Annotated in this window: 10 protein-coding genes; 9 read left to right on the top strand and 1 reads right to left on the bottom strand. The window is 72.9% G+C overall.

The genetic code is table 11. The features are described from left to right. The first annotated feature begins 81 nt into the window (after positions 1-81). From DEJ46_RS31395 to DEJ46_RS31425, 7 genes are all read left to right on the top strand, one after another. On the top strand, positions 82-4,998 hold the full coding sequence (locus tag DEJ46_RS31395; protein WP_150274924.1) for an RICIN domain-containing protein: 4,917 nt from the start codon (positions 82-84) through the stop codon (positions 4,996-4,998). Positions 4,999-5,052: 54 nt separating this feature from the next. Further along, entirely contained in the window at positions 5,053-5,709 is a 657-nt protein-coding gene (locus tag DEJ46_RS31400; RefSeq protein ID WP_150271788.1) for a hypothetical protein, read from the top strand. 198 nt (positions 5,710-5,907) lie between these two features. Beyond that, complete coding sequence (locus tag DEJ46_RS31405; RefSeq protein WP_150274926.1) at positions 5,908-6,537, top strand: TetR/AcrR family transcriptional regulator; 630 nt, start codon at positions 5,908-5,910, stop codon at positions 6,535-6,537. Positions 6,538-6,748: 211 nt separating this feature from the next. Next, on the top strand, positions 6,749-8,953 hold the full coding sequence (locus DEJ46_RS31410; protein ID WP_150271790.1) for a molybdopterin oxidoreductase family protein: 2,205 nt from the start codon (positions 6,749-6,751) through the stop codon (positions 8,951-8,953). Between the two features lie 119 nt (positions 8,954-9,072). Next, positions 9,073-10,476 carry a CitMHS family transporter gene (locus tag DEJ46_RS31415; RefSeq protein WP_150271792.1) on the top strand — a complete coding sequence of 468 codons (1,404 nt, stop codon included), beginning with the start codon at positions 9,073-9,075 and terminating at the stop codon, positions 10,474-10,476. A 166-nt stretch (positions 10,477-10,642) separates the two neighbouring features. Beyond that, the gene (locus DEJ46_RS31420; RefSeq protein ID WP_150271794.1) at positions 10,643-11,299 is read left to right on the top strand and encodes a hypothetical protein; all 657 of its coding nucleotides are present in this window, start codon (positions 10,643-10,645) and stop codon (positions 11,297-11,299) included. Beyond that, the gene (locus tag DEJ46_RS31425; RefSeq protein WP_150271796.1) at positions 11,286-12,035 is read left to right on the top strand and encodes a class F sortase; all 750 of its coding nucleotides are present in this window, start codon (positions 11,286-11,288) and stop codon (positions 12,033-12,035) included. Before DEJ46_RS31420 ends, DEJ46_RS31425 begins: the two co-directional genes overlap by 14 nt. Before the next feature lie 92 nt (positions 12,036-12,127). On the opposite strand, the gene DEJ46_RS40180 is transcribed toward DEJ46_RS31425, so the two are convergent. Further along, the gene (locus tag DEJ46_RS40180; RefSeq protein ID WP_223835219.1) at positions 12,128-12,559 is read right to left on the bottom strand and encodes a hypothetical protein; all 432 of its coding nucleotides are present in this window, start codon (positions 12,557-12,559) and stop codon (positions 12,128-12,130) included. A 365-nt stretch (positions 12,560-12,924) separates the two neighbouring features. Here DEJ46_RS40180 and DEJ46_RS31435 point away from each other — a divergent pair, with 365 nt between their 5' ends. Together DEJ46_RS31435 and DEJ46_RS31440 are read left to right on the top strand one after the other, a co-directional pair. Then, entirely contained in the window at positions 12,925-14,316 is a 1,392-nt protein-coding gene (locus DEJ46_RS31435; protein WP_150271798.1) for an aldehyde dehydrogenase family protein, read from the top strand. Positions 14,317-14,341: 25 nt separating this feature from the next. Further along, a complete protein-coding gene (locus DEJ46_RS31440; RefSeq protein WP_150274928.1) occupies positions 14,342-15,424 on the top strand; it encodes a Zn-dependent alcohol dehydrogenase in 1,083 nt (360 codons plus the stop codon). Positions 15,425-15,567: the final 143 nt, after the last annotated feature.

Here is a 15,567-nt window from a genome sequence, read left to right on the forward strand (position 1 = left end):
CAGAGTTCCGGACTCTCCTGAAGGACGTCCCCACCGTCCTCGTTCCACACGAAGGATCCACTCTTGCGTTTCAGACCAGGAATGCTCATACCCGGATCACGGTTGTCCGCGATCCTCACTCCACTCACCACGTCCGTGGTCGGCCTCGCCGTGCTCGGCGGCATGGCCGTCCAGCCCGGCTCCGTCGCCCCGCGCATGGCCACGGTCGGCAACGACTACGACTGGTACGACGACACCGCGGCCGAGCAACTGCGGCAGGACCAGTGCCTGATGGCCGAGGTCCTGCGCATGGGCGGACCCGCCATGGGAGCCGTCGCCAAGGGCGGGCTCGACCTGCCGCCCGAGGGCCTCCACACCGCGGCCGACCGCAAGTACTGGCAGGACACGCCGCTCGCCACGGCGTTCGAGAAGGACAAGGCCGCCGCCGACAAGGAGCTCGCGGACATCTACGCCCTCCGCGAGAGCTGGAAGAAGCCCGTGTACGGGCTGACCACTCCGGCGGGCATCAACGACGCCACCTTCCACTGGCCGCCCGGCGTCAGCGAGGGCGAGGACTTCCACACCCAGACCGGCCTGACCAAGTGGATCGCCGACCGGTACTGGAAGGACGAGGGCGACTTCTACGCCGATCCCACGCCGAAGGCCGACGAGAAGACCCGCAAGGCCGTCACCGACCTCGGCACCCCCGTCTACGGCACCCCTCCCGACCCGCAGACCAGCACCGACTGGTACCGCGACGGAGCCGAGCACGAGGGCTTCAAGTGGCTGAAGGAAGCCACCTTCGAGCCCACCGGCGCCGACAACGCCCGCCTCTTCCTCGCCGCCGGCGGCTTCCCCCGCAAGGCCCCCACCCCGGGGACCGCGGAGTTCCGCATCGCCGTCGAGGACATGAAGACCCGCTACTCGACCTGCGCCTGGCGCGACGCGATCGACCCGAACAAGGTCCTCGGCCCCGTCGCCGAGACGGCCGCCGCCGAGTGGCAGCAGGAGATCACCGCCCAGGCCGCCCAGCGGAACCGGGTCGTCAGCGCGAGCGTGAGCGCCACCAAGGCGCTCGCCACCGGCTCGCGGGCGCTCGGTCAGATGCTCGGCCACTCGTGGGTCGCCGACCACCTCACCCGCTGGCAGGACTACTGGTCCGCGGGCGGCGTCGGCTGGATCGGTGACGCCGAATCGACGATCGAGCTCAAGGCCGCACCGGGCAAGTGCCTGGAGTCCCAGGGCGGCGGAACCGCCAACGGCACCCCCGTCCAGGTCTACACCTGCAACGGCGGGGCCGGGCAGAAGTGGCGGATGGAGGGCGACGACCACGGCCTGCACCTGCGCAACGTCAAGTCCATGACCTGCCTCGACGTCGCGGGTGGCGGCACGGCCGTCGGCACGAAGATCCAGCTCTACACCTGCAACAGCTCCCCGGCGCAGACCTGGGCCTACACCCCCCGCGCCACCACCGCGCTGAAGGGCGCCGGCTCGGGCAAGTGCCTCAACTTCCCGACGTACGACCTCGGCAAGGACGCGCTCCTCGCCACCTGCAACAGCACCGGCCCGCAGCAGCTCACCATCAAGCCCTCCGGCAACAAGGGCGAGGTGCAGCCCAAGGCCCACTTCGACCAGGCCACGAAGGGCATCACGGACGCCCGGGCCGGCGCGAAGGCCCAGCTGCTCGTCATCAAGCAGCAGGCCGCGGCCGTCGCGGCGGCCGTGGCCGCCTCCGACGCCGCCGAGCAGGCCGCGTACGACATAGCCGACGCCCAGGGCGTTCCGCGCGGCCGCGGCATGCTGGTGGGTCTGCAGAAGGCCCAGGTCACCAAGGGCATCTCCGCCGCGCTCACCGCGATGGTGAAGGCCGGCGAGACCGCCGAGGCCGCCACCAGGGCCGCCGCCGCGGACAGCGAGACGATCGCGCAGCGCGCCCTCGCCCAGGCCTCCCTGTCGAAGGCCGAGTTCCGCAAGGAGGCGGCCCGCGCCGCCGAGCTCCAGGCCAAGGCCGCCGCGGACGGGGCCAAGTTCCAGCGCGACACGGCCAAGAAGGAGAAGGAGACCGCCGAGGCCAAGCTCGCCGTCGCCCTGAAGGCGGAGGCCGACGCGAAGGCCGCAGCGGCCGACGCCCACGCCCGCAGGCTGTCGGCGGAGGCGGAGGAGAAGACCGCCGAGAAGGAGAAGCTGACCGCCGTCGCAAAGCAGGGCGAGGCGGCCCAGCACCGCAAGAACGCCGAGGCGGAGGCGGTGAAGGCGCAGGACGCCAAGAAGCTCGCCGAGTCCGCCGAATCCACCGCGGTCCAGAAGAAGAACGACGCGGTGAAGGCCAAGGACAAGGCCCGTGAGCTGCGGGACGACGCCTGGGCCGCAGAGCAGAAGGCCGAGGCCGCCCGGGCCAAGGCCGATGCCAAGGAGGCCTTCGCCCAGGCCCATGAGTCGGACGAGGCCGCGCAGGCGTCCCGGGAGGCCGCGGACGCCGCTGACGCGCACGCGGACAACGCGGAGGCGGCGGCGGGCAGGGCACGTGGTGAGGCCGACGCGGCGACGCAGGCCGCCGCCGAGGCGGATGCCGCCGCCACCCGTGCCGAGGCCGCCGCCAGCCGGGCCCGCGCCGACGCGGACGCGGCCCAGGCCGCCAAGCTCCGGTCCGAGGCCGCGGTGGCCACCGCGACCAGCGCCGTGGCCGACGCCCTGGAGGCCTCGAAGCGTGCCGCCGACGCGGCGAAGACCGCGCTGCAGCTCGCCGACGAGGCGGAAGCCAAGGCCAAGGAGGCCAAGACCCACGCGGACGAGGCGAACAAGGAGGCCGGCAAGGCCCTGGCCGCCGCCGCCGAGGCCGCCGGCTTCGCCCACGTCACGGCCCAGGCCGCGGTCGACGCGGGGAACTCCGCCGCGCAGGTCGCCCAGCCCGCCAACGACGCGATCCAGCTCGGTTCCCCGTACGTCACGACCGACGCGGCCGCCGGCCTCGTCGTCCTGACCGGCCAGGCGTCGAAGACCATCGCCGAGCAGCAGAAGGCCGTCGCCGACACCCACGCCGCGAACGCGAAGGACGAGGCGGCCGCCGCCAAGGCCATCGCGGACGCGGCGACCGGCGAGGCCAAGCAGGCCTATGTGCACGCCGCCAACGCCGCCGCCCACGCGGCCGACGCGCGCACCTACGCCAAGGAGGCCCTCGGCTACGCGGCCGACGCCGCCCGGGCCGCGGCCAAGGCGGCCGAGTCTCTGGCCCGTACGGTCGAGTGGGACCGCCAGGCCGGCGTGGACGCCGAGGCCGCCGACAAGGCGGCCGGACGCGCCGAAGGGCACGCCAAGTCCGCCCGCGAGTCCGCCGACCAGGCCGCACTGGACGCCCAGGGCGCCCGCGACGCCGCGACCGCGGCGGAGCAGGCGGCCACGGACGCCCGAGCGGCGGCCCAGCGGGCCGACGCCGCCGCGACCCAGGCCGAGGAAGCGGCCAAGGACGCGCTGCGGTACGCCAAGGAGGCACAGCAGGCGGCCGAGTCCGCCGCCCGGAAGCAGGCCAACCAGCAGATCACGGACGGCGCGGGCACGGGGGGGATCGGCGGCACGTTCTTCGTCGTCGACGAGGACAGTGTCAAGGTCACCAAGGCGGTCGACAAGAACCCCTGCGTCCTCGAACCCGGCTGGACCGGCTGCACCGTCACGTTCGACGTGACGTTCGACGTCGACGTCGAGTTCTTCCTGTGCACCGACCCCGCGATGCCGGCCACGGCCTCCGGCTGCCCGGCGATCGACACCCTGCTGATCGACCGCCAGACGTTCACGGGTCTGAAGAAGGAGGTCACCCAGTACTTCAGCAAGTGGGACCTCATCGAGCAGACCCTCGTCTACAAGATCCTGAGGGCCGCCCTGGTCCAGGACTTCATCGACTGCTGGAAGGGCAGCGCCAGCGGCTGCGCGTGGGCCGCGAGCAACTTCATCCCGGGCAAGGCGTTCGTCAAGATCGGCGAGGCGATCACCGCCCTCCACGCCGCCATGAAGACGGGCATCGGCGTCGCCGACGCGTACCGGGCCCTCAAGGTCCTCGACGGCCTGGACCCCGCGACGCTCGCCAAGATCACGCAGCAGGTGAACATCTACGAGGATGCCTTCACCTCCTGCGTGCGCAACAGCTTCCCGGGACACACCCCGGTGTTGATGGCGGACGGCACGCACCGGCCCATCAGCCAGGTGGCGATCGGGGACCTGGTGAAGGCCGCCGACCCCGATTCCGGGGAGCTGCGGACCCAGAAGGTCACCGCCACCTTCCGGCACGACACCGAGCGGCTGGTGGACGTCACCCTCGCCGACGGCGGGAAGCTGACCAGCACCGCCGGCCACAAATTCTTCGTGGCCGACCGCGGCTGGCGAACCGTCTCCGACCTGCGCGTCGGTGACCGCCTGCGTACCCCGGACGGCCTCGTCCGGGCAGTGACCGCCCTCGACGACCGAACGGGCCTGACCCCGGCGACGGTCTACGACCTCACGGTCGACGGTCCGCACACCTTCTTCGTGCGCACCACGGGCACGCGTCCGCAGGACGTGCTCGTCCACAACTGCCTGAACATCATCGCGGACGAGGGCGTGAACGGAGCTCACACCCTGCGCGATCACGTCCTCGACGAGCAAGGGGCGTGGGCGAAGGCCGCCGAGGACGGCATCGCGTCGGTCTGGACCGATAAGGACACGGCGATGCGCGCCGTCAACGAGGCCTTCCAGCAGTGGGTGCAGCGCAGCCCGAAGAACCTGCCGAAGCTCACGAAGTGGATCAACGAGCAGCGCAGGCTGCCGAAGACGCAGAGCTTCGATCCCCGCTACGACCTCTTCCCCATCGAATGGGAGCTCCGGGGCGAGGGATCGCTCGGCCAGATCTACCGCCACGGAGCCACGGCGCCGGTGGCGGCCGGGAACAAGGTAGTGATCAAGATCAAGGCGGTCCGGGGCAAGGCCCACGACGGGGATCCGGACCTCGACATCCCGAACAACTTCGTGGTCTACACCGCCTACCCGAAGTAGGAAAGGGCAGGCAGGAAGGCAGGAGAAGGACAGGAAGGGACAGGAGAAGGAAACATGGCACAGCCACACCGGCACCTCGGAGTCGACATCGGGCTCAGCGGGCTGATCAAGTGGATCCGCTACCCCGCGGTCGACAGCGAGACCGCCGGCCTGGACGTCGTCGGAAGCGTCGCCGACCGGTACGACGGGGCGTTCGCCCACCAGCTCCTGCGGGATTGTCTTGCCCTCCTGGACTCACCTCTGTCCGGTCGGGACGTCGAGATCCTGTGGCTGGCGGGGACGTTCCGGGAGTTCGACCTGGAACGCCTCGGGATCGACGGCCGGGTGTGGCTGCGCCGGATCGCGGACGTCTGCGCCGACAGGATCCGGTCCGACGACCCCTCCTTCGTCCCTGCCGCCTCGCCGGCGGTGGACGACAAGGCGAAGGAGGCGGTCGCCGCCGAGGTCGTATCGGTCGGACCCGCCCTGGAGGAGGCCACGGCCCGTCATGCCTACAGCCCGCTCGACGGTGTCGTACCCGCCCTGCTGCTGGCCGTGGACGTCGATCCGGACCTGGCGTTCCGGCTGCTGCTCAGGGCCCTGAAGGGGTACTTCGTGCCGATCGGCGAGGCCAGGTACGAGCGGTACCTCGCGCTCGGTGACGAGCTCGGCCTCGGCGAGGACGTCGTCGACGACGGGGACTTCAACGTCTGGCCGGATCTCGTGGACTGACGCGTCATAGGACCCACAGGCGGCACAGGCGTCACAGGCGCCACGGGCGCGACGGACATCCCTGACGCGCCACAGCAGGGCACCCGCGGGAGGGGCGCTCCTCGTCATGAGGGGCGCCCTTGGCGATCGTGGGACGGGGAAGCGCCCGTGGTGTCGGTGGGACCGGCTCCCGCACGGACGAGCCGGAGGCGCGGCATGATGGTCCTCGTGCCCCAGACCAGCCCGAACACTTCACAGCGGCTCCGCCGCACGCCCGTGCAGCAGCGGAGCGCCGAGCGGCTCGCCCGGATCCTCGACACCTGCGCCGAACTCCTCGACGAGACCGGCTACGAGCAGCTCAGCACCCGTGCCGTCGCCGCCCGCGCGGGCGTCCCCATCGGCTCCGTCTACCGCTTCTTCGACAACAAGCGGGCCATGGTCTCCGCGCTCGCCCACCGCAATCTCGACCGGTACGCCGAGCGGATCGCCGCCCACCTCGACGCCATCGACGACCCGGACCCGCACGCCGCCATCGACGGCGTCCTCGACGCGTTCATCGCCATGAAGCGGACCGTCCCCGGCTTCGCGCTCGTCGACTTCGGGGTGCCCTCCGCCGAGGAGACCGGCGAGGACCCCAACGCCGTCGTCGCGGAGCGGATCTGCGAGCTGCTCGCCACCCACCTCGGCCGCCCCGCCGACGAGACGCTGCGCCGCAAGGTCCGTGTCGGCGTCGAGACCGCCGACACCCTGGTCCGGCTCGCTTTCCGCTCCGACCCCGAGGGCGATCCCGCCGTCATCGACGAGACCCGGCAACTCCTGCACGCCTATCTCGCGCCGTCCCTGTCGTAACACCCCGCCGCTGCCACCTCCCGTCGCGGCCCCCTGCCCCGACCTCCCGTCGCGCCCCTTCCTGCCGCCCCCCCGCCGCGGCTGCCTTCCCGCCAGGGGCCCCTGCTGTCGCAACACCGTCCCGCCGCGACCTTCCCGGCATGCCTACCGGTCGGTATGCTCGCGGGCGGGTCGACGCCCGGCCCCGACCGTCGGCCTCCCGGGAGACGCCATGTCCACCGCCCCGCGCATCTGCCCCCTCTGCGAAGCGACCTGCGGACTGACCCTGACACTCGACGGGACCCGGGTCACCGGGGCCCGCGGCGACTGGGACGATGTCTTCAGCCAGGGGTTCATCTGCCCCAAGGGCGCCGCCTTTCCGGAGGTCGACGCCGATCCGGACCGGCTGCGCGGCCCCCTGGTACGGAAGGACGGCCGGCTCCAGGAGGCCACCTGGGAGGAGGCGTTCGACACCATCGCCGCCCGGATCCGGCCGCTGATCGAGGAGTACGGGCCGGACTCCGTGGGTATCGTCCTCGGCAACCCCAACGTGCACACGATGGCCGGCGCCCTCTATCCGCCCCTCCTCATCGGCGCCCTGCGCACGCGGAACCTCTTCACCGCGTCCACGCTCGACCAGATGCCCAAGCACGTCTCCAGCGGCCTGCTGTTCGGGGACCCCTTCGCCGTGCCCGTCCCGGACCTGGACCGCACCGACCACCTCCTGATCCTCGGCGCCAACCCGCTGGACTCCAACGGAAGCCTGTGCACGGCCCCCGACTTCCCCGGCCGGCTCAAGGCGCTCCGGCGGCGCGGCGGCACCCTCACCGTCGTCGACCCCCGGCGCACCCGCACCGCACGCCTCGCCGACCGCCACGTCGCCATCCGCCCCGGCGCCGACGCGCTCCTCCTCGCCGCCCTCGTCCACACCCTCTTCGAGGAGGACCTCACCGACCTCGGCCCGCTCGCCGCCCAGGTCGAAGGCGTCGAGGAGGTACGGGCCGCGGTCGCGGAGTTCAGCCCCGAGGCCGTCGCCGCCGCCTGCGACGTGGACGCCGGCACCGTCCGCGCCCTCGCCCGCGAACTGGCCGCGGCCCCGTCCGCCGCCGTCTACGGACGCATGGGCAGCTCCACCGTGGAGCACGGCACCCTCGGCAACTGGCTCGTCGACGTCCTCAACGTGCTCACCGGCAACCTCGACCGGCCCGGAGGCGCGCTCTTCCCGCTCTCCGCCACCTCACCCGCCCCCCGCCCGGCGGGCCCCGGCAGGGGCTTCGCCCTCGGCCGCCGGCACAGCAGGGTCTCGCACCACCCCGAGATCAAAGGGGAGTTGCCGCTGGTCGCGCTCGCCGAGGAGATCGAGACACCGGGGGAGGGCCGCATCCGGGCCGTCATCACCGTCGCCGCCAACCCCGTCCTCTCCGCCCCCGACGGGAACCGGCTCGACGCGGCCCTCGGCTCCCTCGACCTCATGGTCGCCGTCGACCCGTACCTCAACGAGACCACCTGTCACGCCGATGTCCTCCTGCCCCCGCCGCCACCCTCCCGGAGCGCCCACTTCGACTTCGCCTTCAACGGCTTCGCCGTCCGCGACCAGGCCCGTTACACGCCCGCGGCCCTCCCCCTCGACGCGGGCGGCATGGACGAGTGCGAGATCCACGCGCGGCTGATCCTCGCCGTCTCGGGCATGCACGGCGCCCCGCCCTCCGCCGTCGACGAGCTAGCCGTCGAGACCACCCTCGCCAAGGCCGTCACGCAGGAGCACTCACCGGCGTACGGCGCGGACCCCAAGGAGTTCGCCGGCCGGCTCACCGGAAGCACCGGCCCCGAGCGCCGGCTCGACCTGATGCTGCGCCTCGGCCCGTACGGACTCACCCTCGACGAGCTGCGGGCGCACCCGCACGGCATCGACCTCGGCCCGCTCAAACCGCGCCTCCCGCAGGTCCTCAAGACCCGCAGCGGCCGGATCGAACTCCTCCCCGCGCCCCTCGCCGCCGACCTGCCCCGGCTGCGCGCCGCGCTGCACGCCGTACCGGCCCCGGGCACCCTCCGGCTCGTCGGCCGCAGGCACCTGCGCTCCAACAACAGCTGGCTGCACAACACGCCCGCACTGGGCGGCGGATCCAACCGCTGCACCCTCCAGGTCCACCCCGAGGACGCGGCCCGGCTGCGGCTCGCCGACGGCGGCCTCGCCAGGGTCACCGGCGAGGGCGGCACGCTCGACGTGCCCGTGGAGGTCACCGACGGGGTCCGCCCCGGTGTGGTGAGCCTCCCGCACGGCTGGGGCCACGACCGGCCCGGCACCCGGCTCGCCGTCGCGTCCGCGCGCCCCGGCGTCAACGTCAACCAGCTCCTCGACGGCTCCCGGATCGACCCCCTCTCCGGCACGGCCGTCCTCAACGGCTTCCCCGTCGATGTGGCACCCACCCCGTCGTGACCTGGGGTTTTGCTCGTATTGCTCACGCGTCAACATCTTGTTAACGGCAGAAGAGGACACCTACCGTCGTCCGGACCGCCGCTCGGCGGCAGTTCAAGGGTGAACGTGAGGTGTCCTCCATGCTGACCGTCCTCGGCTTCGCCATGATCGCGACCTTCCTGGTCCTGATCATGATGAAAAAGATGTCGCCGATCGCGGCGCTCGTGCTGATCCCCGCGCTCTTCTGCGTCGCGGTGGGCCAGGGGGCCCAGCTCGGCGACTACGTCATCGAGGGGGTCGGCAAGCTGGCGCCGACCGCCGCGATGCTGATGTTCGCGATCGTCTACTTCGGCGTCATGATCGACGTCGGTCTCTTCGACCCGATCGTCCGGGGCATCCTGCGCTTCTGCAAGGCCGACCCGGTCCGCGTCGTCGTGGGTACGGCGGTGCTCGCCGCGATCGTCTCCCTGGACGGCGACGGCTCCACCACCTTCATGATCACCGTCTCGGCGATGTATCCGCTCTACAAGCGGCTCGGTATGAGCCTGGTCGTCATGACCGGTGTCGCCGCCACCGCCAACGGCGTCATGAACACCCTGCCCTGGGGCGGCCCCACGGCCCGCGCCGCGACCGCGCTGAAGCTGGACGCCGCCGACATCTTCGTACCGATGATCCCCGCGCTCGGGGTGGGCCTGCTCTTCGTCTTCGCCCTCGCCTACGTCCTCGGGCGCCGCGAGCGCAAGCGCATCGGCTACCTCACGCTCGACGAGGCCCTGGTGCCGGAGACCGAGACCGTGCTGGTCACGGCGGGCGGCGGCAGCGGCACGGGCACGGGCGCCGACGCGAAGCAGAAGACGGTCGGCGGCTCCGCCGAGGGTGTGGGCGCGGCTGACGACGAGGGCTTCCAGGGGCTCGACCCGAACCGCCCGACCCTCCGTCCCAAGCTGTACTGGTTCAACGCCGGCCTCACGATCGTGCTGCTCACCGCGATGATCCTGGAACTGCTGCCGATCCCGGTCCTGTTCCTTCTCGGTGCCGCTCTCGCGCTCACCGTCAACTACCCGGACATGGCCGAGCAGAAGGCCCGGATCGCCGCCCACGCGGACAACGTCCTCAACGTCTCGGGCATGGTCTTCGCCGCGGCCGTCTTCACGGGCGTCCTCACCGGCACGGGCATGGTCGAGCACATGGCCGACTGGCTCGTCGGCGCCATCCCCGAGGGCATGGGGTCGCACATGGCCGTGGTCACCGGCGTCCTGAGCCTCCCGCTCACCTACTTCATGTCGAACGACGGCTTCTACTTCGGCGTGCTGCCGGTCCTCGCGGAGGCCGGCGCGGCCCACGGCGTCTCGCCCCTGGAGATCGCCCGGGCGTCGCTGGTCGGTCAGGCCCTGCACATGTCCAGCCCGCTGGTGCCCGCCGTGTACGTCCTCGTCGGCATGGCGAAGGTGGAGTTCGGCGACCACACCCGCTTCACGGTGAAGTGGGCCGCGCTGACCTCGCTGGTGGTGCTGGCGGCGGGGATCCTCTTCGGAATCATCTGAGGCCTGGCCTGGCCTGTCTGCGTGCCTGCCGGCCTCGCGTCGGCTCGGCCGGACGGGCGACTTCGGAGGGTGGCGCGAGCATGTCGCCACCCTCCGTGGTCATGCGGTAACTGATAGTCGGATTATCGGTTGAACTGTCCGACGAACTCCTTCCGGAGGAACCCGCATGACCGCTCGTACCGCCCGCTCTCTCGCCGCCACCGCCGCAGCCGCCCTGGCCCTGGGCAGCCTGGCCCTCGCGGGCGCGCCGTCCGCGTTCGCCGCCCCGGGCGACAACGGCGACGTCAAGATCCACAAGGTCGGCACGCCCGTCGACGATCCGCGCAACGAGCCGAAGGTCTGCAAGTTCTACCTCGCTGCCTTCAACTTCGACACGCTCCAGGAAGTCGACTGGGAGATCACCCCCCAGCCACCCAAGGCGGACGACCCGAACCTCAACGGCCACATCACGCTCACCACCGGCACGGGCCACACGGGCGAACTGTCGCTGCCCAACGGCATGTACAAGCTCGTGTGGACCTTCGAGGGCGAGCAAGGGGCGGGCAAGCAGAAGGTCTTCCAGGTCGACTGTGACGTCATCACCAACCCGACGCCCACCCCGACCCCGACGCACACCAACGGCGGCCCCGGCGGCCACGGCAAGCCGCCGCACCACAAGCCCCCGCACGGCCCGGTCGGCGCGGGCGGCGGCGGCAGCGCGCCGATCGCCGCAGAGGACTCCTCGGCCTTCGGCATCGGGGCGGCCGTCGCGGCGGGCCTCGCCGGTACGGCCGGACTGGTCCTGATCCGTCGCTCGCGCCGCCGCGACAATGGCGCCGCGTAGGTCCCGCCCCACCCGTCGGCCCCGCTTCACCCGCCGGCAACGGCGACTCCTCCGGCTCACCAGGACCGTCACGGTGACGTGCGTCCTGGTGACCGGGGGCGCCTGGTGGGCCGGTGACGGGGAACCGGCCGACCCGCCGCTCGCCGCCGGCCCGGCCTCACCCGGCCCGGCCGCGGCGGGTGCCCCGGCCGCCCTCGACCACAAGGCGAAGCCGAGGGCTCTCCCCAAGGCCACGCCCCCGCCCCGGCCTGCGCCGCCCCCCGCGCCGCTGGCCCGTTCGCGCCCCACCGCGCTCGCCGTCCCGGCCATCACCATCGAGGCCCCGGTCATCGACCTCGGCACCGACAGCGCCGGGCGGCTCGACACCCCGCCCGTCGACAACCCCCGGGTCGTCGGCTGGTACGCGAAGGGTGCCACCCCGGGGGAGCGCGGGACCGCCGTCGTCGTCGGCCACCGCGACACGCGCAAAGGCCCCGCCGTCTTCCTCAACCTCGACTCGCTCAGCCCGGGCAACACCGTCAGGGTCGCCCGCGCCGACGGCCGGGTCGCCGTCTTCACGGTCGACCGCGTCCGGACGTACGCCAAGGCCGACTTCCCCGACAAGGAGGTGTACGGGGCCACGGGACGGCCCGAACTCCGGCTGCTCACCTGCGGTGGAGCATTCGACAAGAGCACGGGCTACGAGTCGAACATCGTCGTCTTCGCCCACCTCACCGACATCGACCGGACGATCTGACGATCCGGCCGACGGACCCCAGCCGCGTCCGTCGCACTCCCACGTCAGCCGCCCGGTCCTCCTCCCGTCCGCCCCCTCCTCCCGTCCGCCTCCTACTCCCGTCGGCCGCCCTCCCCGCTCGCGCGGGCCCCCGCCACCTGGCGGGCGCCCGCCAGGTACGGCAGTTCCTCCGCCAGGGCGGCCGCCCGGTCGAAGCCCTCCGCCGCCTCCCGCTCCCGTCCGAGCGCCGCGAGCGCGGCGGCCCGCGCCGTACGGGCCTCGGTCTTCGCGAGCCGTTCGCCGGCCCGCGCCGCCCGCGCCACCTCGGCGCCCGCCACCTCGGCGGCTTCCTCCGCCCGCCCGCACGCCGGCGGTGCCCAGGCCGTCAGATGGGCCGTGCCCCGCCTCCCGGTACCCCGCGAGCAGCCGCGCGCTTCCTCCGGCCTGCCCTCCCGTACCGCCGGTTCGGCCCGCGCCGACCGCACCGCGTACTCCGCCTGACGGTCGCCCTGCGCCACCACCGTCCGCTCGGCAGGACCGAGCAACTCGGCCCCGCCGGGTCCGCCACCGGACCCGCCTGCCCGAAGCGGCCCGCGAGCCCCAGTGAGGTCGCCCGCGGTGCCAGCGCCCTGGCGGGCAGCCCGCGCCGCTCCGGGCCGGTCACCTCGTAGGGCCGGGCCGTTACGGGGAATTGCCGAAGGGCCGGGCGAGGGCCGGGGCGCAAGGAGGCTTTCGCCATTTCCGGGCGGGTACGGCTGTGCGGGGTGTCCGTGGACAGGGCCCGTGCGGGGGCGGCACGATCGGCTCGGTACTGAGACCGGGGGCACGTCCCGAAGGCCTGGCGCCCAAAAACTAACACCGCTAGTTTGGTGGGTGCGACGAACCGGTCGGTCATGTGAGGAGACAGCGGATGAAGGCGCACGACGCGATGTACATCGGTGGGGAGTGGCGTCCCGCCGCAGGCTCCGACTCGATCGCCGTCATCAACCCCGCGGACGAGCAGGTCATCGCCCATGTCCCGGCGGGCACCGCCGAGGACGTCGACGCCGCCGTACGCGCCGCCCGCGCCGCGCTCCCCGGCTGGGCCGCCACCCCGCCCGCCGGGCGCGCCGCCCGCATCGCCGCCCTGCGCGACGCGCTCGCCGCCCGTGCGGAGGAGATCGCCGCCACCGTCACGGCCGAGCTCGGCGCCCCGCCGCAGCTCGCCGCCACCGTCCACGCCGGTCTGCCCGTCGTGGTCGCCGGCTCGTACGCCGAGCTCGCCGCCACCCACTCCTTCGAGGAGAAGGTCGGCAACTCCACCGTCTACGCCGAGCCGGTCGGTGTCGTCGCCGCGATCACTCCCTGGAACTACCCGCTCCACCAGATCGTCGCCAAGGTCGCCCCCGCGCTCGCCGCCGGCTGCACGACCGTCCTCAAGCCCGCCGAGGACACCCCGCTCACCGCCCAGCTCTTCGCCGAGGCCGTGCACGAGGCGGGTCTGCCCGCCGGTGTCTTCAACCTGGTCACCGGCCTCGGCCCGGTCGCCGGACAGGCCCTCGCCGAACACCCGGACGTGGACCTCGTCTCCTTCACAGGCTCCACCGCCGTCGGCCGCCGCATCGGCGCCCTCGCGGGCGGCGCCGTCAAGCGGGTCGCCCTCGAACTGGGCGGCAAGTCCGCCAACGTGATCCTGCCGAGCGCCGACCTCCCCAAGGCCGTCGCCGTCGGCATCGCCAACGTCATGTCCAACTCCGGCCAGACGTGCAGCGCCTGGACCCGGATGCTCGTCCCCGCCGAGCGGTACGAGGAGGCGGTGGCGCTCGCCGCCGAGGCCGTCGCCAAGTACGTCCCCGGCGAGCGCGTCGGCCCCCTCGTCAACGCCAAGCAGCGGGACCGCGTCCGCGGCTACATCGAGAAGGGCGTCGAGGAGGGCGCCCGGCTCGTCGCCGGCGGCCCCGACGCCCCGCGCGAGACCGGCTACTACGTCTCCCCGACCGTCTTCGCCGACGTCACCCCCGACATGACCATCGCCCGGGAGGAGATCTTCGGCCCGGTCGTCTCGATCATCCGGTACGAGGACGAGGCCGACGCCCTGGCCATCGCCAACGGCACCGAGTACGGCCTCGCCGGAGCCGTCTGGGGCGAGCCCGAGGAGGCCGTCGCCTTCGCCCGCCGCATGGAGACCGGCCAGGTCGACATCAACGGCGGCCGGTTCAACCCGCTGGCCCCCTTCGGCGGCTGGAAGCAGTCGGGCGTCGGCCGGGAGCTCGGCGCGCACGGCCTCGCCGAGTACCTCCAGACCAAGTCCCTCCAGTTCTGAGCCACGAGGAGCACCGCACGTGAGCCTGATCCGCGCCGCCGTCCTGCCCGCCGTCGGCTCCCCCCTGGAGATCACCGGCATCGAACTCCCCGAGCCAGGCCCCGGCCAGGTCCGGGTCCGGCTCGCCGCCGCCGGGGTCTGCCACTCCGACCTCTCCCTCTCCAACGGCACCATGCGGGTGCCGGTCCCGGCCGTCCTCGGCCACGAGGGCGCCGGCACCGTCGTCTCCGTCGGCGAGGGCGTCACGCACGTCGCCCCCGGCGACGGCGTCGTCCTCAACTGGGCGCCTTCCTGCGGTCACTGCCACCCCTGCTCGCTCGGCGAGGTCTGGCTCTGCGCCAACGCCCTCACCGGCTCCGCGAACATCCACGCCCGCACCGAGGACGGCACCGAGCTCCACCCCGGACTCAACGTCGCCGCCTTCGCGGAGGAGACGGTCGTCGCCGCGAACTGCGTCCTGCCCGCCCCCGAAGGCGTACCGCTCACCGACGCCGCCCTGCTCGGCTGCGCCGTCCTCACCGGCTGGGGCGCCGTCCACCACTCCGCCCGGGTCCGGGAGGGCGAGACGGTCGCGGTGTTCGGCGTCGGCGGGGTCGGCCTCGCCACCCTCCAGGCCGCCCGGATCGCGGGCGCGTCCACGATCGTCGCGGTCGACGTCTCCCCGGAGAAGGAGGCCCTGGCGAGGGCGGCGGGCGCCACCGAGTACGTCGTCGCCTCCGGGACGACGGCGAAGGACATCCGGAAGCTGACGGGCGGCCAGGGCGCCGACGTGGCCGTCGAGTGCGTCGGCCGTGCCGTCACCATCCGCACCGCCTGGGACTCCACCCGGCGCGGCGGCCGCACCACGGTCGTCGGCATCGGCGGCAAGGACCAGCAGGTCACCTTCCACGCCCTGGAGCTCTTCCACTGGGGCCGCACCCTGGCCGGCTGCGTCTACGGCAACTCGAACCCGGCCGCCGACCTACCGGTCCTCGCCGAACACATCCGGGCCGGCCGCTTCGACCTCGGCGCGCTCGTCACCGAGCGGATCACCCTGGAGGGCATCCCGGCGGCCTTCGACAACATGCTCGCGGGCAAGGGCGGCCGGGCCCTGGTGGTCTTCCCCTGACGCCTTGACGCCCTGACGCCCTGACGCGGAAGCCCGTACCGGCCGACACACCGGTACGGGCTTCCGCCCGTCACAGGTCCAGAGCGAGGCGTGCGGAGGTGACCGTCAGGACCCGCGAACGCCGGAAGAGGGAGGCCGGGGGC

The organism is Streptomyces venezuelae, from assembly GCF_008642375.1.
Lineage (GTDB): Bacteria > Actinomycetota > Actinomycetes > Streptomycetales > Streptomycetaceae > Streptomyces > Streptomyces venezuelae_G.